This window comes from Mesorhizobium sp. M0152, assembly GCF_040322415.1.
GTDB lineage: Bacteria > Pseudomonadota > Alphaproteobacteria > Rhizobiales > Rhizobiaceae > Mesorhizobium.
Window position 1 is genome coordinate 139,026 of the sequence record NZ_JAMYTH010000005.1, and the last position, 19,768, is coordinate 158,793.

Annotated in this window: 20 protein-coding genes and 1 tRNA gene; 12 read left to right on the plus strand and 9 right to left on the minus strand. The window is 63.0% G+C overall.

Features of this window, described 5'->3' with window-relative positions; translation table 11 throughout:
- Window positions 1-91: 91 nt before the first annotated feature.
- The 4 genes from NKJ26_RS07720 (at window position 92) to msrB (ending at window position 2,836) form a co-directional block, all read left to right on the plus strand.
- Window positions 92-631 (plus strand): sigma-70 family RNA polymerase sigma factor, encoded by a 540-nt coding sequence (locus NKJ26_RS07720; RefSeq protein ID WP_352603503.1) that lies wholly within the window; start codon window positions 92-94, stop codon window positions 629-631.
- Window positions 628-1,350, plus strand: a complete 723-nt coding sequence (locus NKJ26_RS07725) for an anti-sigma factor (protein ID WP_352694902.1) — start codon at window positions 628-630, stop codon at window positions 1,348-1,350. Before NKJ26_RS07720 ends, NKJ26_RS07725 begins: the two co-directional genes overlap by 4 nt.
- Window positions 1,351-1,571: 221 nt before the next feature.
- Window positions 1,572-2,129, plus strand: a complete 558-nt coding sequence (locus NKJ26_RS07730) for a fasciclin domain-containing protein (protein ID WP_352603437.1) — start codon at window positions 1,572-1,574, stop codon at window positions 2,127-2,129.
- Between the two features lie 203 nt (window positions 2,130-2,332).
- On the plus strand, window positions 2,333-2,836 hold the full coding sequence (msrB, locus tag NKJ26_RS07735; protein ID WP_352694799.1) for a peptide-methionine (R)-S-oxide reductase MsrB: 504 nt from the start codon (window positions 2,333-2,335) through the stop codon (window positions 2,834-2,836).
- Window positions 2,837-3,170: 334 nt separating this feature from the next.
- Here the strand turns inward: msrB and NKJ26_RS07740 are convergent, their stop codons facing one another.
- Entirely contained in the window at window positions 3,171-4,760 is a 1,590-nt protein-coding gene (locus NKJ26_RS07740) for a DHA2 family efflux MFS transporter permease subunit (RefSeq protein ID WP_352694800.1), read from the minus strand.
- Between the two features lie 22 nt (window positions 4,761-4,782).
- On the minus strand, window positions 4,783-5,967 hold the full coding sequence (locus NKJ26_RS07745) for an HlyD family secretion protein (protein WP_352694801.1): 1,185 nt from the start codon (window positions 5,965-5,967) through the stop codon (window positions 4,783-4,785).
- A gap of 126 nt (window positions 5,968-6,093) precedes the next feature.
- On the opposite strand from NKJ26_RS07745, the gene NKJ26_RS07750 reads away from it, so the two are divergent.
- Complete coding sequence (locus NKJ26_RS07750) at window positions 6,094-6,828, plus strand: TetR/AcrR family transcriptional regulator (RefSeq protein ID WP_352603431.1); 735 nt, start codon at window positions 6,094-6,096, stop codon at window positions 6,826-6,828.
- A 345-nt stretch (window positions 6,829-7,173) separates the two neighbouring features.
- Here the strand turns inward: NKJ26_RS07750 and yihA are convergent, their stop codons facing one another.
- From yihA to rpmH, 5 genes are all read right to left on the minus strand, one after another.
- Entirely contained in the window at window positions 7,174-7,833 is a 660-nt protein-coding gene (gene yihA, locus NKJ26_RS07755) for a ribosome biogenesis GTP-binding protein YihA/YsxC (protein ID WP_352694802.1), read from the minus strand.
- Window positions 7,830-8,468, minus strand: coding sequence for a CatB-related O-acetyltransferase (locus NKJ26_RS07760; RefSeq protein ID WP_352603427.1), 639 nt, complete (start codon window positions 8,466-8,468; stop codon window positions 7,830-7,832). The genes yihA and NKJ26_RS07760 overlap by 4 nt, the downstream gene beginning before the upstream one ends.
- 272 nt (window positions 8,469-8,740) lie before the next feature.
- Window positions 8,741-10,561: a membrane protein insertase YidC gene (gene yidC / locus NKJ26_RS07765; RefSeq protein ID WP_352694803.1), complete on the minus strand. Its 1,821-nt coding sequence runs from the start codon at window positions 10,559-10,561 to the stop codon at window positions 8,741-8,743.
- Window positions 10,562-10,575: 14 nt separating this feature from the next.
- A complete protein-coding gene (gene rnpA, locus NKJ26_RS07770; RefSeq protein ID WP_352603423.1) occupies window positions 10,576-10,929 on the minus strand; it encodes a ribonuclease P protein component in 354 nt (117 codons plus the stop codon).
- Window positions 10,930-10,943: 14 nt separating this feature from the next.
- Complete coding sequence (gene rpmH / locus NKJ26_RS07775; RefSeq protein WP_008833937.1) at window positions 10,944-11,078, minus strand: 50S ribosomal protein L34; 135 nt, start codon at window positions 11,076-11,078, stop codon at window positions 10,944-10,946.
- Window positions 11,079-11,357: 279 nt separating this feature from the next.
- On the opposite strand from rpmH, the gene NKJ26_RS07780 reads away from it, so the two are divergent.
- From NKJ26_RS07780 to NKJ26_RS07805, 6 genes are all read left to right on the plus strand, one after another.
- Window positions 11,358-12,845: an ATP-binding protein gene (locus tag NKJ26_RS07780; protein ID WP_352694804.1), complete on the plus strand. Its 1,488-nt coding sequence runs from the start codon at window positions 11,358-11,360 to the stop codon at window positions 12,843-12,845.
- 265 nt (window positions 12,846-13,110) lie between these two features.
- Window positions 13,111-13,187: transfer RNA gene (locus tag NKJ26_RS07785), tRNA-Arg, on the plus strand.
- A 153-nt stretch (window positions 13,188-13,340) separates the two neighbouring features.
- Window positions 13,341-13,757 (plus strand): hypothetical protein, encoded by a 417-nt coding sequence (locus NKJ26_RS07790; protein ID WP_352694805.1) that lies wholly within the window; start codon window positions 13,341-13,343, stop codon window positions 13,755-13,757.
- 459 nt (window positions 13,758-14,216) lie between these two features.
- The gene (locus tag NKJ26_RS07795) at window positions 14,217-15,731 is read left to right on the plus strand and encodes a multicopper oxidase family protein (protein ID WP_352694806.1); all 1,515 of its coding nucleotides are present in this window, start codon (window positions 14,217-14,219) and stop codon (window positions 15,729-15,731) included.
- A gap of 26 nt (window positions 15,732-15,757) precedes the next feature.
- Window positions 15,758-16,294: a cytochrome c gene (locus NKJ26_RS07800; protein ID WP_352694807.1), complete on the plus strand. Its 537-nt coding sequence runs from the start codon at window positions 15,758-15,760 to the stop codon at window positions 16,292-16,294.
- Between the two features lie 182 nt (window positions 16,295-16,476).
- Window positions 16,477-16,710: a hypothetical protein gene (locus tag NKJ26_RS07805; RefSeq protein WP_352603411.1), complete on the plus strand. Its 234-nt coding sequence runs from the start codon at window positions 16,477-16,479 to the stop codon at window positions 16,708-16,710.
- Between the two features lie 100 nt (window positions 16,711-16,810).
- Here the strand turns inward: NKJ26_RS07805 and NKJ26_RS07810 are convergent, their stop codons facing one another.
- Window positions 16,811-17,599 carry a hypothetical protein gene (locus tag NKJ26_RS07810; RefSeq protein WP_352694808.1) on the minus strand — a complete coding sequence of 263 codons (789 nt, stop codon included), beginning with the start codon at window positions 17,597-17,599 and terminating at the stop codon, window positions 16,811-16,813.
- Window positions 17,600-17,711: 112 nt separating this feature from the next.
- Window positions 17,712-18,413, minus strand: a complete 702-nt coding sequence (locus NKJ26_RS07815; RefSeq protein ID WP_352694809.1) for a GntR family transcriptional regulator — start codon at window positions 18,411-18,413, stop codon at window positions 17,712-17,714.
- 242 nt (window positions 18,414-18,655) lie between these two features.
- Between NKJ26_RS07815 and NKJ26_RS07820 the strand changes: the two genes are divergently transcribed.
- On the plus strand, window positions 18,656-19,696 hold the full coding sequence (locus tag NKJ26_RS07820; RefSeq protein ID WP_352694810.1) for an ABC transporter substrate-binding protein: 1,041 nt from the start codon (window positions 18,656-18,658) through the stop codon (window positions 19,694-19,696).
- Window positions 19,697-19,768: the final 72 nt, after the last annotated feature.

Sequence of the window (19,768 nt, forward strand, 5' to 3'; positions counted from 1 at the left end):
TGCGTGCGCGGGGCGACACCCGCGATGTTTGAGGTCCGCAAGTCAATTTCCGCCGTTGCAAACACATTACAACAGCCTAATTTGCCTGGCCATGACGCCGCAGGACATCACCAAGCTGATCGTCCGGACCTCGATGAAGGATCGGGCCGCTTTCGATCTGCTCTACAGGCAGACCAGCGCGAAACTTTTCGGCGTGTGCCTTCGTGTATTGAACGACCGGGGAGACGCGGAAGAAGCGCTACAGGAAGTCTTCGTCAAGATATGGACGAAGGCCGACCGTTTTGCCGTCTCCGATCTCAGTCCGATCTCCTGGCTGGTGGCGATCGCGCGCAATCACGCGATCGATCGCGTGAGGGCGCGGCGCAAGCCTGCCGCCGATATCGACGCCGCGCTCGACGTGGCCGATCCGGCGCCGGGACCTGAAGCGATGGCGGTGTCGGGCGACGAATCCGAACGCATCCATCATTGTCTCGAGGAGTTGGAGCAGGACCGGGCGGCGGCCGTCCGGGGCGCCTATCTCAAGGGCGAAAGCTATGCCGAACTGGCGGAGCGCCACAGTGTGCCGCTGAACACGATGCGTACCTGGCTGCGCCGCAGCCTGATGAAACTGAGAGAATGCCTGGAAAGATGACGCTTGCAGAGGACAATGGACCGGAACGTGGAGGCGACGATTTGCTCGCCGCCGAATACGTTCTCGGCGTGCTGCCGGCGGACGAGCGGCAGCTTGCGTCCAGGCGCATCGACGCGGAAAGCGGTTTCGCGCGGCTTGTCGAAGGCTGGGAGGTTCATCTCTCGCCGCTGGCCGCCGCATATCCGGAAATCGAGCCCCCGGCTTCGGTGAAGCCGGCGATAGATCACCGGTTGTTTGCGTCAGGGGCGGCGACGCCCGCCGAATCGCGCGGTGGGCTGTGGTCGAGCCTCGCCTTCTGGCGCGGCCTTGCGGCGGCGGCGGTTGCCGCGCTGGCGATCTACATCGCCGTGCCCATTCTCAACCCGCCGGCCGTGCAGCCACAGACGCGCCTTGTCGCCTCGCTTGCCGCCGCCGGCTCCGACGTCAAATATCTCGCCATCTACGACGCCGCGCATCATGACGTCAGCCTGTCGCACGTTTCCGGCGAGCGCGCCGCCGGCAAGGACTTCGAACTGTGGATGATCGAAGGCAAGAATGCCCCGGTCTCGATGGGCGTCATCCCGGCCGGTACGACGGCACGTCTGGCGATTTCGCCGGCCGTGCAGGAAAAGCTCGCCATGGGCGCGGTGCTGGCCGTCAGCCTCGAACCGACAGGCGGTTCGCCGACCGGCCAGCCGACCGGGCCGGTGGTTGCCGCAGGCGATTTGAAGAGCATCTGAGCGACCGATCTCGCGCCAGCGATCAACAGAATATTTCAAGTCTATCCTCCGTTTGCCGTGACCTGTCGATTCTATGGCAGGAACATCCTGGCGCACAAAAAATCCGTCCAGCACCACGAAGGAACAAAAAACTGCGAACGTTCTGAAACTCTCGCTTTTGTGCTCCGTATCTCCTCGCGTCCCTAAAAATGGGAAGAGAAAAACCCGAGGAGTTTGACATCATGCGTAAATTCGCCACCCTTTTGCTTGCCGGTACGGTCGCCGTTTCAGCGCTTGCCACTGCGGCCTATGCCCAAAATCCGATGGTCGGCGGCGCCGCCATGTTCGCCAACAAGACCATCGTCGAGAACGCCGTCAACTCGAAGGACCACACAACGCTGGTCGCCGCTGTCAAGGCTGCCGGCCTGGTCGACACCTTGCAGGGCGCCGGTCCGTTCACCGTGTTCGCGCCGACCAACGAGGCCTTCGCCGCACTGCCCGCCGGCACCGTCGAGACGCTGCTCAAGCCCGAGAACAAGGACAAGCTCACCAAGATCCTGGCCTGCCATGTCATCGGCGCCAAGGCGATGGGAGCCGATGTGGCCGCCATGGCCAAGGCCGACGGCGGCGCGCATCAGGTCAAGACCGCCGGCGGCTGCGAATTGTCGCTCAAGGCCGAGGGCGGCAAGGTCACCGTCACCGACGAGAACGGCAATGTCGCCAATGTGACGATCGCCGATGTCGAACAATCCAACGGCGTCATCCACGTCATCGACAAGGTTCTCTTGCCCAAGATGTAACAAAGGGCCTGCCGCGGGCGAAGTTGCAGCAAGGGCTCTCGGTCGGTTGCAGGTCTCGCTCCCGTGATCCGCAACCGGCACGCGCTCCGCGCCGTTCAGATGTGGAACGGCGCGGAGTATCCGTTCCGGGAACTCACCCGTCACCGGCTTTTGATTTCCGACTGGCGGCATAGTTGGCTAAGAGACGACAGGAGGAACTGGTCATGAACCGTCGCGACTTTCTTTTGAGCGGCGCCGCGACGATCGGCATCGTCGGGGCCGCGGCGACAATGCTGCGGATGGGCAAACCTGAGGCCGCGCGGGCCGCCGAAAGATTCGAAGTCACCAAGACAGAGGCCGAGTGGAAGGCCATCTTGTCGCCGGCCGCCTTTGACGTTCTGCGCAAGGAAGGCACCGAATATCCCGGCACCAGCCCGCTTCTCAACGAACACCGCAAGGGCATCTTCGCCTGTGCCGGCTGCGACCTGCCGGTTTACCCGTCCGAGACGAAATTCGATTCCGGCACCGGCTGGCCGAGCTTCTGGCAAGAGATCGCCAATGGCATCGGCAAGACCGAGGACAGGTCGCTCGGCATGACCCGCGTCGAGGTGCATTGCCGCCGCTGCGGCGGCCATCTCGGCCATGTCTTCGACGATGGCCCTGCGCCGACCGGCCTGCGCCACTGCATCAACGGCGTGGCGCTGACCTTCAAGCCCGCAACGGCCTGACAAGAACCGTTCACGGGAACGCAGAACCGCTCGATTTCCGACAGCCGCCGCCTTGGAATGAGGGTGTCTCGAGATTTCCACTGCGCTAGACTCCGCTTTGGCGATAATAGGATTATATTCTCACATCGGGGCGGATTTGTCAAGCCCATAATCGTCGTGGGACCAGATCCCGGCCGGAATACGAAAAACTCCGGGCTTGCGGCCCGGAGTTTTTGCGCGGTCAGAATTTTCGGGCCTGGACTGGAGGAGCTTCCCGAAACCGCTGCCCACGGTCCTTGTTTCAGCGCATTCCCGACGGAAAACCGTTTCACAGTTTTCCTGGAATTGCTTGGTATCAGTGCCCGCCGCCGCCGCCGGCCGCGACCGGCTTGCGGATCAGCATGGTGAACAGGCCGAGCGTCGCGAACAGCACCGTCAGCATGTAGAACACGTCCATGAAGGACAGCAGCGCCGCCTGCTGATGGACCATGCCCGACAGCTTGGAAATCGCGGCGCTGGCGGCATCGAGGCCGGCGGTCTGCTCGAAATTGACCGTCATGTTCCGCAGCTTTTGCTGCGCGGCGGCACTGCCCCACTCCACATGTTCGGAGAGCCGGGCGTAGTGGAAGGCATTGCGGTCGATCAGCACGGTGTTGATGATGGCAAGGCCGACGGCGCCGCCAAGGTTGCGGGTGAGATTGAACAGGCCGGATGCATTCTTCAGCCGCTCGGGCGGCAAGGTGCCGAGCGCGATGTTGTTGATCGGCACCATGCACAGCATCATCGAACAGCCGCGCAGGATCTGCGGGATGAGCAGCTCGTAAAAATCCCAGTCGGCAGTCAGATGCGTCATCCACCACGTGCCCGTGGCGAAGCCGAAGAAGCCGATCATCATCATCAGGCGCGGATCCATCTTGTTCGACAGGATGCCCGAGACCGGCGCGGTGAAGAACATGGCCAGTCCGCTGACGAACAGCGCCTCGCCGATCATCATCGAATCGTAGCCGCGGATGCGCCCGAGGAAGACCGGATAGAGATAGGTCAGGCCATAGAGGCCGATGCCGATGACGAAGGAAAACAGCGAGCCGAAGGCGAAGTTGACGTTGCTGAAGGCCCGGAGGTCGACGATCGGTTCCTCGGCGGTGAAAACGCGCCAGAAGAACAGCACCGCGCCAATGGTCATGATGACGGCGCAGATCAACACCGCCTGGTCCTGCAGCCAGTCATTGTTCGGCCCTTCCTCGAGCACATATTCCATGCAGCCCAGGAAGGCGGCCATGCCGGCGAGACCCCACCAGTCGAACTTGCTGAACAGTTTGAGATTGGGCTTGTCGAAGTCGATCAGCGACCAGGCCGCGGTCGTCACCAGGATGCCGGGCACGACATTGACCAGGAACAGCCAGTGCCAGGACATGGCGTGGCTGATATAGCCACCGACGGTCGGGCCGATGGTCGGCGCCAGGGTCGCGACAAGGCCGATCATCGGTGAAACGACGGCGCGGCGCGAGGGCGGGAAAATGGTGAAGGCGGCCGCGAACACGCTCGGGATCATGCCGCCGCCGATGAAGCCCTGGATGGCGCGGTAGACGATCATCTGATCGATGTTGGTGGCGGTCGCGGCGAGCGCGCTGGCCGCGGTGAAGCCGGCGGCCGAGACCGTGAACAGCACCCGCGTCGACAGCATCCGGCTGAGAAAGCCCGACAGCGGGATCATCACCACCTCGGCGATGAGGTAGGCGGTCTGCACCCACGGGATCTCGTCGGAACTGGCGCTCAGGCCCGCCTGGATCTCGGCCAGCGAGGCCGAGACGATCTGGATGTCCAGGATCGCCATGAACATGCCGAACACCATCGCCAGGAAAGCGATGACGCGCCGCGTCGAGATGGTCTCGGGGGCGGCCGGCCTCGCCGGCGGCGCTCCCGCGGTCAGGGTTGCTGTTGCCATGGCATTGCTCCCCGGCGTCCGATCAGTTCGACGACGCGACGGGTGCCGTGCGGCTGTCGACGTCGACGATGACGCTCAAGCCGGCGCGCAGCCTGCCGCTCTTCAGCACGTCGGCCGGCACGTCGATGCGGACCGGAACGCGCTGCACCACCTTGGTGAAGTTGCCGGTGGCGTTTTCGGGCGGCAGCAGCGAGAACACCGCTCCCGAAGCCGGCGCCAGCGACGAGACGGTGCCCTCGAAATCCTGGCCGCCGATCGCGTCGACCGAGATCTTGACCTTTTCGCCTGGCACGAGGCGGGCAAGTTGGGTCTCCTTGAAGTTGGCGACGATGTAGAGCTTGTCCATAGGCACGACGACGGCGAGCTTCTGGCCCGGGCTGACGAGATCGCCCTGTTCGACGGAACGGTTGCCGACGACGCCGTCATAGGGCGCCTTGAGCACGGTGAAGGAAAGGTCGCGGGCGGCCTTGTCGCGGGTGAGCTGCAGGGAGGCGAGCGTGCTTGCCGATTCGGCACGCTGCGCCTCGAGCACGCCGATGTTGGCCTGTGCGGCGGCGATCTGCGCGTCGGCGCCGACCAGGGCGGCATTGGCCTGGTCGAGCGCGGTCTGGGCATCGTCCAGCTGCGCCTGCGTGCCGACATGCGTCTTGAGCAGTTGCGCGGCGCGCTGCTGGGCGCGAGCGGCGTTGCCGGCGGCTGCCTGGTCGGCGACCTTCTGTGCCTGCGCCTGCTGCAGCGAAGCCTGCGCGGCCTTGGTCTGCGCGTCGATGCGGTCGAGCGTCTTCGACAGCGTGGCCATCTGCGCCTCGGCCTGGGCAACGGCTATCTTGTAATCGCCGCTATCGATCGTCAGCAGCGGGTCTCCAGCCTTGACCAGCTGGTTCTCGCTGACCTTGACCTGGTCGACATAACCGGAAATCTTGGGCGAAACGAACGCCATGTCGGCCTGGACATAGGCATCGTCGGTCGAGATCATGAAACGGCCCGTGGTCCAGTAATTATAGCCATACCAGGCGCCGGCGCCGAGCAGCGCGAGGCCGATGACCGGCAGCAGAAACGAACGTACGGAGCGCTTCTTCCTGGCCGGCGCCTCGACCGGCATAGCGACGGCAGGTTGGACAGGCACTTCCGGTGCTTCCGTTGCCGGGGCAACCTTGGCGGTGGGGAAGGGGCGGACTTCGGCTGACGTGGGCGCGTTCGAGGACATGACATCTCTCTAATTTAACAAAACTGAACCGTTCGGTTCGATCGAGCCGTTGACATAGCGCGGAAAGAGGACCATATCAAGAGCAATCGAACCGCTTGGTTCGAATTATTTCGAGGTGCGACTTTTATGGCCGAGACTACGCCCGACGCCGAAAACGATGCCTGCGGCGACCTGCTGGACAGCCTGCGCCGGGGCCGCCCCGCCGCCGGCCAGGACCCGGTCAAGCGCAGCCAGATCATCGAGGGCGCGCGTCGCGTGTTCATCGAGAAAGGCTTCGAGGCCGCGTCGATGAACGACATCACGCGCGAGGCGGGCGTTTCCAAGGGAACGATCTATGTCTATTTCGCCAACAAGGAAGAGCTGTTCGAAGCGCTGATCGAGGAAGAGCGCGGCACCATCTTCAAGAACATGTACGACGTGCTCGACCGGGCCGACGACCTTCGCGAGACGCTGGTGAAGTTCGGCAAGGTGCTCGCCATCAAGATCACCTCGGCCAAGGTCATCCAGGCGCAGCGCACGGTGATCGGCGCGGCCGACAGGATGCCCGAACTTGGCGCGCGTTTCTATGAGCGCGGGCCGCGGCGCGGCCATGACAAGATCGTGGCCTTTCTCAACACCGCCATCGAGCGCGGCGTGCTGCGGATCGATGATGTCGATCTCGCTGCCTACCAGTTCACGGATCTTTGCCTGGCCGGTCTTTTCCGCCAGTGCATTTTCGCCTACCGCACCAAGGCGCCCAGCCAGAATGAGATCGACCACATCGTCAGGTCCGGCGTCAGCATGTTCCTGAAGGCCTATGGCACCGAAAGCCTTGTCTCGGAAGAAAGCCACCAGACGATCGCTCTGGAGGCAAAGCGGTAACATAGCCGGTCATGCCTCGACCATAACGAGCGATCGGAGCGCCTCCCCATCCGCTGCATCTCTCGGCAGGCGTCGCGGCATGGATCCTAGGGTCTGCGCCGCGTCGCTACGCTCCTTGCTCCGCCCTAGGATGACGAGGCGTGGAGGGCCTGAGACTAATCGTAAGCGCTGGAGCTTGGCATCGGTGGATGCTTGGTATCAACGGAACTCGGTATCAATGGTCGTCGGCAACCTTCGAGATTAGCCCAAACATCTCTCCCGTCGTCATCCACGGGCGGAGCAAGGAGCGAAGCGACGCGGCGCAGACCCGAGGATCCATGCCGCGACTTCAAACGACGACATGTATCAGCCGCCATTGGCGGCGAGCACGATTGCCGCGCGCAGCTCTTCGAGGCCCTCGGCCTTTTCCGACGACGTCGCCAGGACGAACGGAAACGCCGCCGGCCGCTTCTTGATTTTCTGCAACGTTTCCTCGATCAGCCGCGGCACGCCGGCGGCCTTTATCTTGTCGGTCTTGGTCAGCACGATCTGGTAGGACACCGCCGCCTTGTCGAGCAGCGACAGCACCTCGTCGTCCTTAGCCTTGATGCCGTGGCGGGCGTCGATCAGCACATAGACCCGCTTCAGCGTGACCCGGCCCTTGAGATAGTCGAAGACCAGCTTGGTCCATTCGTCGACCTTCTCCTTGGGCGCGGTGGCGTAGCCGTAGCCCGGCATGTCGACCATCGCCATTGGTGGCAGGTCGGCGCTCTCGCCCGTAAATCCATCCGGCACGAAATAATTGAGCTCCTGCGTGCGCCCCGGCGTGTTGGAGGTGCGGGCCAGGCCCTTCTGGTTGACCAATGCGTTGATCAGCGACGATTTGCCCACGTTCGAGCGGCCGGCAAAGGCGATTTCCGGCGGTCCTTCCGGCGGCAGGAACTTCATTGCCGGCACGCCGCGGATGAAGATCCATCCACGCGTAAACAGGTCGATGCCGATCGCGGTGCTGTTCAAGGCGTTCAAGTTGCTGCCTCCAGAAGAGAAATATCGGCGCCTCTGATGGCGTCGAGGTTGCGGCTGACCTTGTCCGCGGGCCAGTCCCACCATGCCACCGAAAGCAGCCGCCTGATTGTCCTGTCGTCGAAACGCATCTTCACCACCTTGGCAGCATTGCCGGCGACGATCGCATAGGACGGAACGTCGTGCGTGACCACCGATTTCGCGGCGATGATGGCGCCATGGCCGATTTGCACACCGGGCAGGATGACCGCCTCCATGCCGATCCAGACATCGCTGCCGACCACGGTGTCGCCGCGCACTTCCCTGGACCAGGTGGTCGGGTCGAAACCGTTCTCCCAGCCATGGCCGAAAATGTTGAACGGATAGGTGGAAAAACCGGACATGGCGTGGTTGGCGCCGTTCATGATGAAGCGCACGCCCTCGGCAATGGCGCAGAACTTGCCGATGACCAGCCTGTCGCCGATGAAGGCGTAGTGGTGCAGCACGCATTTTTCGGCGAATTTGTCCGGCCCGTCCGGATCGTCATAATAGGTGAAATCGCCGATCTCGATATTCGGCGCGGTGACCAGCGGCTTCAGGAACCCGACGCGGGTATGCATCGGGATCGGGTGCTTGATGTTGGGGTTGGGTCCGTCCATGTCGGTTCGTCCAGGAATTGGGTCGGTTCGTCCAGGAATTGGTCGCCAGTTGCGTCGGATATCCGCACGCGCCGGTCAAAAATAGCGCGATCCGCCCTATAGCACCAATTGCCCGGCGAGCGAGCCTTTCCTGGGCGGCCAGGTCCTCTTATTGCCGCGGGCACGCCCCAGCAGCACCGGGCTTCACCTATCCGGCCAAGCCTGCCAGCGTCCCCAACCTGAGCCCAAACAAAAAGCCCCGAACGGGGCTTTTTGACGCAAGAAATGGCGTTTTATTCCGCTGGTGACGGTTTCTTGCGGAACAGCGCGACCAGATTGTCCCACAGCTCGATCTTGGCGCCCTGGCGCTTCATGATCACGCCTTGCTGGAGGATCGAAAGCGTGTTGTTCCAGGCCCAGTAGATGACGAGGCCGGCCGGAAAACCCGCCATCATGAAGGTGAAGATGACCGGCATCCAGGTGAAGATCGCGGCCTGGGTCGGGTCCGGCGGCGTCGGGTTCATGCGCATCTGCAAGAACATGGTGACGCCCATGATCAGTGGCCACACGCCGATCATCAGCATGTGCGGCAGCGTGACCGGAACGAGGCCGAACAGGTTGAAGATCGACGTCGGATCGGGTGCCGCAAGATCCTGGATCCAGCCGAAGAACGGCGCGTGCCGCATCTCGATGGTGATGTAGAGCACCTTGTAGAGCGAGAAGAACACCGGGATCTGCAGCGCCACCGGCCAGCAGCCGGCAAGCGGATTGATCTTCTCGGTCTTGTACAACTCCATCATCGCCTGCTGCTGCTTCATCTTGTCGTCCGCGTATTTCTCGCGGATCTCCAGCATCTTGGGCTGCACCTTCTTCATGTTCGCCATCGACGCGTAGGACTTGTTGGCGAGCGGGAAGAAAATGGCCTTGACGATAACGGTGGTGGCCAGGATCGCCAGGCCGAAATTGCCGAGGAATTTGTAGAGCGTATCGATCAGCCAGAACATCGGCTTGGTGATGAAGTGAAACCAGCCCCAGTCGATCAGCAGGTCGAACCGCTTGATATGGCGGTCTTCCGCATAGGCGTTGATCTTGGCTACTTCCTTGGCACCGGCGAAGATTTCGGTCTCGACGGTCGCCGACTGGCCGGCCTCGACATTGATCGGGTCGGTGAGGAAGTCGGACTGGTAGCGGTGGCGGCCGTCCTCGAAATAGGCATAGCGCGGCTGGAACGGCTGCTTCTCGGTCGGCACCAGCGTGACGGCCCAGTATTTGTCGGTGATGCCGAGCCAGCCGTCGGTCGATTTGCCCGGCTGGTACTGCTTGTCCTTCTCGACGGACGCGTATTTGTGCTCCTGCAGGCCTTCCGCGCCGGTGAAGCCGATCAGGCCCTCATGCAGCACATAGGTGCTGGCGACCGCCGGCTTGTCGTAGCGCGTGACGCGGCCGTAGTTGAACAGCGAAACCGCGCCGCTGCCGGAATTCTGCACCGTGTCCGAGACCGTGAACATATAGTCGTGGTCGACGGAGAAGGTGCGCTTGAAGGTCAGGCCCTTGTCATTGGTGTAGGTCAGCGTCACCGGCGTCGACGGGCTCAACGTCGGATTGCCCTCCACGCTCCACACCGTCTCCGAGCCCGGCACCGCACCGGTCTTGTCGTTGCCGACGAAGCCGATCTCGGCGAAATAGCCGGTGGGCAGCGCCTGCGGATTGAGCAGTTCGATCTCGGGCGAATTCTTGTCGACGGTTTCCGTGTAGTGCTTGAGCTTGAGGTCGTCGAGGCGCGCGCCGGTCAGGCTGATCGAGCCTTCGAGGCTCGGCGTGTCGATCTTGACGCGCTTCGAAGCTGCCAACGCCTGATCGCGGCTGGCGGTGGTGACGGTTTCGCCGCCGGGCGCATTGGGAATGGCATCTGGAGCCGTGGTACCCGGCGCCGGCGTTCCCGCGCCCGGGTTGGTCGCCTCGGCCGTCTTCTTCTGTTCTTCCGTGCGCTGCTGTTCGACGCGCGCGGCCTCTCGCTGCTGCTCGACGCGCGGGTTCATGTAGAACACCTGCCACAAAGTCAGGATCAGCACCGACAGCGCGATGGTGATGAAGAAGTTCCGGTTGTTTTCCATCGAGAGCCCTTGGCCTATCGTGTTCCGCGAATTCGGCGGGAGAGTTCGGCCTTCAATTGGCCGAAGGGGGCGCGGAGCGCATCATCGCGCCCGACGATGACATAATCATTGCCGGGCATCATGTCATCGGCCGCATGGACGCGAACGGCTTCTTTCAGCCGCCGCCTGACGCGGTTGCGCACGACGGCGTTGCCGACCTTCTTGGTGACCGTGTAGCCGACGCGCGGCGCTCCGCCGTCGCCGCGGTCGAGAACCTCGACGAGGAAAAACCGCCCGCGGCGCTTTTCACCACGGCGGACGGCCAGGAATTCCGCGCGTTTCAGAAGCCGACTGGGGCTTTTCCCCTCTGGCTTGCCGGTTGCGGGCAACGATCTCGTCTCGCTTAGGCGCTGAGCCGCTTGCGGCCACGATTGCGGCGAGCTGCGACGACGCCGCGACCACCCTTGGTGGCCATGCGGGCACGAAAGCCGTGCCGGCGTTTGCGGACGAGTTTGGACGGTTGGTAGGTACGCTTCATTTGTTTTAATACCGCGGGGTGCGGCCCTTCTTGATTCTGTCACTCTGTAACAGGAGCTTAGCCGGGCCGGCTTTGGCGCGATCGAAACCGCGCCGGGACGAATGGCCCGAGCGTGTGCGGGCTTATAGAAAGAAGGGGTTTGGAAGTCAATCCGGCGTTGGCGTGCCGTAAACGCACGCGTTCCGGCACGAATTATCGCTTCCGACCAAGGATGAAATTGGCAAAAAAGCCACGATCGCCTAAAGTCGGCCGATCAAGTGATTGTGAAGATGGGACCGCATGAGCGAAGCCACGCAACCGGGGGAAGGGATCGGCACGGCGCCCGCCGCCGTCCGCACCGTTCCCTTGTCGCGCGGGTTGTCGACGAAACTGCTGCTCTTGACCATTGTTTTCGTGTTGCTGGCCGAGGTGCTCATCTTCCTGCCCTGGATCGCGAGTTACCGGCTGAGCTGGCTCAAGGAGCGGCTGAGCACGGCCGCCGCGGTATCGATCGTGCTGGTGCAGGGCGAGCTGACCTCATTGTCGCGCGCGGCCCAGAACGACGTGCTGATGGCGATCGGCGCCAAGGCGATCGCGGTGCGCGACGGCGGCGTCTCCCGGCTGCTGGTGGTGGCCGACATGCCGCCGCAGGTCGATTCGCACATCGACCTCGCCAATGTCGGGATGATCAAGGGCATGACCGGCGCGCTGGACACGCTGTTCTTCGGCGGCGACCGGATGCTGCGCGTTTTCGGTCCGGTCGGCGACAGCGACAAGGAATTCGAGCTGATCATGCAGGACTACTCCCTGCGCAATGCCATGCTCATCTATTCGCGCAATGTCGCCTTCGTTTCGCTGCTGATCTCATTGTTCACCGCCATGCTGGTTTATGCGGCGATCGACCTCATCATGATCGGGCCGATCCGCGCGATGACGCGCTCGATGCTGTCCTTCTCCGAAGCTCCCGACGATCCCGGGCGCATCATCCACCCGGCCGCCCGCGCCGACGAGATCGGCGTCGCCGAGCGCGAGCTTTCGCAGATGCAGGTGCGGCTGCAAAAGATGCTTTCCGAGCAAAAGCATCTTGCCGACCTTGGCCTGGCCGTGTCGAAGATCAACCATGACATGCGCAACATCCTGGCCTCGGCACAGCTGATGTCGGACCGCCTGCGCCAGGTCAAGGACCCGACCGTGCAGGCCTTCGCGCCGAAACTTCTGCGCGCGCTCGACCGCGCGGTTTCCTACTCGGAAGGCGTGCTGGCCTATGGCCGCACGCAGGAGCCGCCGCCTTCGCGGCGCAGGGTGAGGCTGCGCCAGCTGGTCGAGGACGTGCACGGCCTGCTCGACATCGGACAAGGCATCGAGTTCGTCAATGCCGTCGAGACGACTTTCGAGGTCGATGCCGATTCCGACCAGTTGTTCCGGGTGCTCACCAATCTGTGCCGCAACGCGGTGCAGGCGATGGCGGCGGACAGCGAGAGCGCCCTTGTGCGGCGCCTGGCGGTGTCGGCCGAGCGCATGGGCAGCGTCAGCCGCATCGTCGTCACCGACACCGGCCCCGGCCTGCCGCCAAAGGCGCGCGAGAACCTGTTCGCGGCGTTCCGCGGTTCGGCCCGCAGCGGCGGCACCGGCCTTGGCCTGGCCATCGCCTATGAATTGATCCGGGCGCATGGCGGCACGGTGGAACTGGTCGAGAGCATAGGCGGACGCACCACATTCGCGGTCACCATTCCCGACCAGCCGGTGCGGCTCGACCAGGCCCGCGGCAATTTGCGCCGCCCGGCATGAGCTTCGGCGCCGGTTTCCGTTGGCCCTCGCCTCCTCGCCCAAGCCCTTCCCGGCCTTCCAGGTCCCGGTACTTTCCCATTCCCGGCTGAATTCAGGCGGTTCGAGCCGCCGGGGTCCGGGTTCGCCTCGCCGGATGAGGGATCTTGCGACAAAACTTTTGCCGGATCGGCTTGCTTTTCGCAAATTCAGTCGCTAGGGAACAGCTCACATCGCGGCCGGCCGTCAAGGACTGGACCGCGAGGTCATGAAAAGCATGGCCTGTTGCGCGCCCGTAGCTCAGCTGGATAGAGCACCAGACTACGAATCTGGGGGTCAGGAGTTCGAATCTCTTCGGGCGCGCCATTTCGGAATATGCTATCGCCGCCAAAATCAGCAGGTTCTTCGATTCACCAAGTCAAACTGTCGAATCGGCTCGGCGCATATTGTCGCCAAATTGGTCGGTCATATGGGAACTGTCAGTTCATGAGAGGTGAGAGTTCGAAGAAGGTCGGTCCAGTGTGCCGCCCGATCAGCATAGTCTGGTACGAGCGGCTCGCTGTCGCAGGGGTCGCTGCCGCTCTGGCATCCGCCGCCGCGGACGGGGCGACTCTCGCCAAGTATTACAGCCAGAACCCGATCTTCTATCCGATCTTGATCGCCTGCGTCTTTGCTGTGCAGTTGCTGTGGATCTGGCTGATCGCTCGCAAGCGACAGAATTGGGCCCGCTGGATCAGCCTCGTCGTGATGGTTCTCGGAATTCCAGCTGAAATCCTGGGTTTCGACGAACGCGTCCGGTTCAATGCAACCTCGGCAATCGCCTCTTACGCGGCATTCGTCATATGGTTGGCTGCCGTGTTGCTGCTCTTCCGCCGCGACGCCCGTGGGTGGTTCGCGGGCCAGCGCTTCGCACCGGACGCAGGTCAGCCGTCGTAAGAGACGGCTTTACCTGCATCTTTACCCGTATTTGTATCTTCGGTGCGCCTTCGGAAGAAAGATGCCCCATGCAGCCGCCTCGCTTACCTCGTTCGGGCAATGTCATCGAGTTCCGATTTCGGTCCCATAATGCATCTCGGTAGACCTCGACGCGTTGCGCGAGCGCCCAAATGGTCCCGCCGATATGTCCATCAGCGCGCCGTCTCCTTGTGGTCGCGTGCCAGAGCCATCCAGATCGCGCGGGCAGCGTGCCCCATTTAGCTCAGCTCGGATCATATTCGGCGAATATTTCTCGCCCCATTCCGATAAATTCGACGATGTTGTCGTCGGATCCTCGACAAAGATGGTGCCGATGCCGAAGTCGAGCGGCTGCTCGATCCCACTTGACCTTCCAGCCGCTGGAACCCTTAGCGTTCCGGGGCGGTCATCCGGCGGGGCTTTCCAGTGAGGAGCAAAAGAATGCATCGACGCGGTTTTCTGGCGGCAGGCCTGGCGACGGTTCTGGCGAGCTCGCGCGCGCTGGCGCAGATGAAGATGGACGACACGTCGATGCCCGGCATGGACATGGGCGGCAATGCCGGCCACGACATGGGCGCGATAGCGCAAGACGCCGTTACCCTGCCGGATGGCCAGGCGTTGCGCGACCTGCCGCTGCTTGCCAACGAAACTGATAGACCTGGGCTGTTCAGGGCGAGGCTGACAGCGGAGCCGGCCGTCGCGAGATTTGCCGAGGGGCTCGACACGCCGATCCTCGCTTATAACGGCATGACCCCGGGGCCGCTGATCGAAGCCTTCGAGGGCGACCGTGTCGAGATCACCTTCGCCAACCGCATCGATGGCGAGGCGAGCACTATCCACTGGCACGGCATGCCGGTGCCGCCCGACCAGGACGGCAACCCGATGGATCCGGTCGCGAGCGGCACCGAGCGCGTCTACGCCTTCGATCTGCCGGAGGGCTGCGCGGGCTCCTATTGGTACCACCCGCATCCCCACGGAAGGACGGCGGAGCAGGTCTATCGTGGCCTTGCCGGTGCCTTCATCGTCAAGGCCAAAGCCGATCCCGTCCCGATCGAGTATGGCGACACGGTGCTGGTCTTCACCGATCTCAGGCTCGCCGCCGATGGCTCGATGCCCGGAAACGGCATGAGCGATCTGATGAATGGCCGCGTCGGCGACCACGTGCTGGTCAACGGCCAGAAGAATCCCAGGCTCGCCGTGGCGAAGGGCGCAAGGCGTCGCCTGCGCCTCTACAACGCCACCAATGCGCGCTTCCTGAAGCTTGCCTTCGACGGCGCGACGATGACGGTCATCGGGACGGATGGCGGGCTGCTCGCGGCGCCGGCCACGGCGGACGAGGTCCTGCTCAGCCCGGGCGAGCGCATCGAGCTGATCGCATCCTTCAACAGGCCCGGCCCCGTCACCTTGTATACGCTCGATTACGACCGGGGCTGGATGGGCGCTGGCCGCCCGGCCGATGCCGGGCTGACGCTGCTGACGGTCGATGTCTCTGAGGCGGAAGCCGAGGGAATGCCGCCGCTACCGGCGCGGCTGCGCCCGATCGCACCGCTCGCCGCTCCTGCCCTCAGCCGGCGGCTGGTCTTGACGGAAACCATGGCGATGAACGCCACCGGCATGGAGATGGGCTTTCTGATCAACGGCAAGGCCTTTGACATGGCCCGCGTCGACATTGTCGCCAAGGTCGGTGAGACCGAGCTTTGGGAGATCGTCAACCAGGCCGACATGGACCACCCGTTCCACGTCCACGGCACACAGTTCCAGGTGATCGAGCGCGAGCGCGACGGCATGGTCTCGAAGGCGCCCTACCTTGCCTGGAAGGACACCGTCAACGTAGCGCGCGGCGAGACGGTGCGGCTCCTGCTGCGCCAGGACCGCCCGGGACCGCGCATGTATCACTGCCACATCCTCGAGCATGAGCAGCTCGGCATGATGGGCGTACTCGACGTCGTGGCATGAAGGCCCTCAACGCGCCCGGGGCGGCCATGCTGGCGCTGGCCGGTTCGCTGACACTATCGTCGCCACAGGCCGTCGCCTCCGGCGATGGGATTGTGGCCGCGCGTCAGGCCTCCATGAAGGCGATGGCGTCGGCGGCAAAAGCCATCGCCGGGATGTTCGACGGCAAGCTTGCCTATGACGCCGCCAGATTCAAGACCGCGGCCAAGGCGCTCAGCGCCCGCACCGGCCCCGCCTTGATCGCGGAATTCCCTGCCGGCACCCTGGGCCCGCCGTCGGGCGCCAAAGCGGAGATCGAGCAGGCGCGGCCGGAGTTCGAGGCCCTCGCCAGCCACATCGACAAGCTTGCGGGTGCGTTGGCCGTGAAGGCCGAAGCGGCGCCTGCCCAGATCACCGGCGACATGCGCATGGGCGCGAAGGCGCCGATGGACGGCGGCAGCCTGCTCGGCAAGCGGCTGAGGGCAACGCAAGCAGATCCGGCCGGATTACCGGCGGAACATCTCCTGCACCTTATCCTCCAGGACTGCTCAAGCTGCCATTCCAAGTTCCGGCAACAGATCAAATGAGAATGGGGCGACGGCGCCGGGCGCGGCCAGCGGAATCCATGTGCCGCCAAGCACAGGCTCGGCCAGATCACGAACTGGCTGGACTATGCTGCAATTCGGGGCTTCCGGCGTCCTACTCGGCCTATCGGCGGAGCCGCGAATCTGTGCTAAGCCGCCGCCCAACCAATTAAAGGACGACACCTGTGAGCGAACCGACCGTGGCCGAAGCGACCGAAAATATCTATGCCTCGCTCCGGGCGGACAATGCCGATATCGACGCACATATCGCGACGCTTAAGGCAGCGCTGACGCGAGAGGGCATAAAACAGGCGGTGTTCGATCCGACCAAATTAGCGCAAAGCAACCGCTCGGGCCGCAAGTTGATGCAGGCTTATTTTCGGCAGCGCGGCGTGAGCGTGAGGTTTTCGGACCAGTAGAACCGCGCCTGACCTCAAGCGCGCCGTTGCTCGGCCGGTCCGGTGGTTTGCCAACCAGAATCAGCAGGCCCGCATCGGGTCATACGCCGACAGAAAACCTCTAAAAGTGCCATATGTCCGGCTGCTTCCATAGATCGATCGGCGCTCGCCAAAGCCGGTAGCTAGCCGCCTGCTCGATCTGCTGGCTGACGGCCAGGTGGCCGTTGCCCGCAAAGAACGTCTGAAGACGCCTTCGGGCAAAAAGTTTCCGGCCTCTGGTGGTGTAGTTTCGAAGCGGCAGGCGGTGTGGGGCTATCCTGCATCCATTCCTGGACAGCGCGACGCCGATGCAAAACTGTTCCAGCGTATGCGCGCTTACGACACCAATCAGTTGCTCGATGGCGCGATAGGCGTCGGCCAGGGCGGGAAGAGCGGAGTTGTGGACGCCGAGGACCCCGCTGCTCCACATCGGCTCGTCGCCGGTCAGCATCTTGTCACCAAGCATGAAATGCCTGCCTTCGATCGCTCGATAAGGAACCTTTGGCCGTCCTTCCAATCTGTTCATTACGGAGTGTGACGGCGAAATCCGGTCGAAACAGCCCGACATGTCACCAACCGGGTACATGTCGGTATCCATGAGGAACAGGCGGTCGCAATGCTTGAGCAGGTCGACAAGGCCTGCCGCCTTTATGCCGAAACGATACCGGCCGCCGAAAGACATTTCGGTCATCCGGCTGGCCGTCAGCTCTACCGTCTGGATGGGATAGCCGTCGAAAACGCACGTCCGATCGGTCAGAACCGTGACCTTCGCAGCCGGGCAATAATGCAGCAACCTCAGCGCACTGAACAGCGCGCCGCGCGCGTATAACTCGTCGTCGCCGAACGCGATATATCCGAAACTGTCGCCCATTTCCGCCCTGCAGGAGCACCGCACACCTTGATTTCGCTTAAATCTGCAGAGGAGTCTATAAGCTATAACTTATACAGCTTGCCGAAATGTTCGAAGGCGATGATCGCCGGTATCAGGATGCCTTGGCCAGGAAGTTCTGATAATCCGACTTGGCCTGCAAAAGGCGCAGCACATTGTTGCGCGATCCCCGTACATGGGCGCGTGCCAACGTGCCGGCGCGGCTGGCGTCGCCGGCACAAATCGCCTCAACAATCCCGGCATGCTCGTCGCGGGCGATCTTCCATTCGTCCAGCCACAGCAGCTCCGTCCAGACATAGTGCTGGCACTTGTCGAGAATGCCGCACAGCATGCCCTGCAGCATGGCATTGCCGCTGATCTCGGCGATGACGCGATGCAGGTCGATGCCGACCTCCAGCTCCTGGAATTTCTCCCTGGTGGTGCGCTCCGGGATGGCGGCCAGCCGCTCGCATTCGGCCAGCATGGCGCGCAGCCGCGCCTTGTCCTTCTCCGTCGCCGCGGCCGCCGCCAGTTCGGTCGCATGGCCGTCGAGCAGCTCGCGGATCTCGAAGGCCTCGCGAAACATGTTGATGTCGAACTCCGTGACGACATAACCCTGGCGCGGCCTGCCGGTGACGAGGCCATCGCGCTCGAGGCGGTTGAAAGCCTCGCGCACCGGCGTGCGGCTGACATTCAGCTTCACGGCGATGTCGTTCTCGGTGACGCGCGAGCCCGGCGGGATCTGACCGGTCACGATCATCGCCTTGAGCGATGAGTAGACCGAGTCGCGCAGCGTGTTTTTGGTTTCCTTGGCCAAGGTTCCGTTTCCCGTTCTCCGGGCTTTCGGCCGGAAGTAGATGTTTGCTCGATCGTATCTGTATTCAAAGCCGGCGCCATTTGCCACGTCTCGACGAGGCCGTTCCTGCATCCCTGTTGGATGCGTTCGCGACGCGCGCTCGATGGTGTTGACATCGCCGGTCCCGAAGCTACACTCAAAATTGTATACAAAATAGCATGCGAAATCAAAAAATCATGGGAACACCGGTCGGAGAGCCGAAAATGAACAGAACCAGAAGCGTTAGCATCGTTGCGATGGCGGGCCTCATGGCGTCGCTCGCGGCCCCCGCCATGGCGGGCGATACCATCACCGTCGCCTCTTGGGGCGGCACTTACCAGGAGGCGCAGACCAAGGCCTTCTTCAAGCCGGCCGCCGATGCGCTCGGCATCACCATCAAGGAAGACACCACCAACGGCCTCGACGACGTGCGGCTGCAGGTGACAGGCAATGCGGTGAAATGGGATATCACCGAGCTCGGCGCGGACGAATGCGCGCGCGGTTCGAAGGAAGGGCTGTTCGAAAAGCTCGATTACGCCGTGATCGACAAGAGCGGCATCAACCCGAAGCTTGTCCATGACGACTGGGTCGGCATTTCCTACACCTCGGTCGTGCTGATCTACCGGACCGATGTTTTTGGCGACAAAGGCCCCAAGAGATGGGCCGATTTCTGGAACGTGGAGAAATTTCCCGGACGGCGCGCGCTGAGCGGCAGCCAGGCGACCGAAACGCTGAGCGTCGCGGCACTCGCCGAAGGCATTCCGATCGACAAGGTCTATCCGGTCGATGTCGACGGCGCGCTGAAATCGGTCGACAAGATCCGCGGCCATGTCGACGCCTGGTGGACTTCCGGCGCCCAGGCCATGCAACTGGTGAAGGACGGCGAAGTCGACATGGCGAGCATCTGGAACGGCCGCGCCGGCACCTTGAAGAAGGAAGGCGCGCCGGTCAGCTTCTCGTTCGACCAGGGTGTTCTCACCGCCGACTGCATGATCATCCCCAAGGGCGCCAAGAACAAGGACGCGGCGATGAAGGCGCTGGCGATGTTCGTCAGCCCGCAATTGCAGGCCAATCTGCCGCTCTATGTCGACAATGGGCCGGTCAACGAAAAGGCCTTCGAGACCGGCAAGATCCCGCAGGAGCGGATCAAGGACATCAACTCGTCGCCCGAAAACGTCAAGAAACAGGTGCTGCAGGATGCCGGGTTCTGGCGCGACAATCTGGTCGAGGCGACGGAAAAGTTCGACAATCTGATTCAGCAATAGCCGCGGCCGGAACCAAACCACGGCAGGGCGTTAGCCGCCGCTTCGCCCTGCTGCCGCCCTGCCCTCAGGAGA

Coding starts and splice junctions, on each gene's coding strand:
- NKJ26_RS07720 (WP_352603503.1), top strand. CDS start 92: ATGACGCCGCAGGACATCACCAAGCTGATCGTCCGGACCTCGATGAAG.
- NKJ26_RS07725 (WP_352694902.1), top strand. CDS start 628: ATGACGCTTGCAGAGGACAATGGACCGGAACGTGGAGGCGACGATTTG.
- NKJ26_RS07730 (WP_352603437.1), top strand. CDS start 1,572: ATGCGTAAATTCGCCACCCTTTTGCTTGCCGGTACGGTCGCCGTTTCA.
- msrB (WP_352694799.1), top strand. CDS start 2,333: ATGAACCGTCGCGACTTTCTTTTGAGCGGCGCCGCGACGATCGGCATC.
- NKJ26_RS07740 (WP_352694800.1), bottom strand. CDS start 4,760: ATGGCAACAGCAACCCTGACCGCGGGAGCGCCGCCGGCGAGGCCGGCC.
- NKJ26_RS07745 (WP_352694801.1), bottom strand. CDS start 5,967: ATGTCCTCGAACGCGCCCACGTCAGCCGAAGTCCGCCCCTTCCCCACC.
- NKJ26_RS07750 (WP_352603431.1), top strand. CDS start 6,094: ATGGCCGAGACTACGCCCGACGCCGAAAACGATGCCTGCGGCGACCTG.
- NKJ26_RS07760 (WP_352603427.1), bottom strand. CDS start 8,468: ATGGACGGACCCAACCCCAACATCAAGCACCCGATCCCGATGCATACC.
- yidC (WP_352694803.1), bottom strand. CDS start 10,561: ATGGAAAACAACCGGAACTTCTTCATCACCATCGCGCTGTCGGTGCTG.
- rpmH (WP_008833937.1), bottom strand. CDS start 11,078: ATGAAGCGTACCTACCAACCGTCCAAACTCGTCCGCAAACGCCGGCAC.
- NKJ26_RS07780 (WP_352694804.1), top strand. CDS start 11,358: ATGAGCGAAGCCACGCAACCGGGGGAAGGGATCGGCACGGCGCCCGCC.
- NKJ26_RS07795 (WP_352694806.1), top strand. CDS start 14,217: ATGCATCGACGCGGTTTTCTGGCGGCAGGCCTGGCGACGGTTCTGGCG.
- NKJ26_RS07800 (WP_352694807.1), top strand. CDS start 15,758: ATGCTGGCGCTGGCCGGTTCGCTGACACTATCGTCGCCACAGGCCGTC.
- NKJ26_RS07810 (WP_352694808.1), bottom strand. CDS start 17,599: ATGGGCGACAGTTTCGGATATATCGCGTTCGGCGACGACGAGTTATAC.
- NKJ26_RS07820 (WP_352694810.1), top strand. CDS start 18,656: ATGAACAGAACCAGAAGCGTTAGCATCGTTGCGATGGCGGGCCTCATG.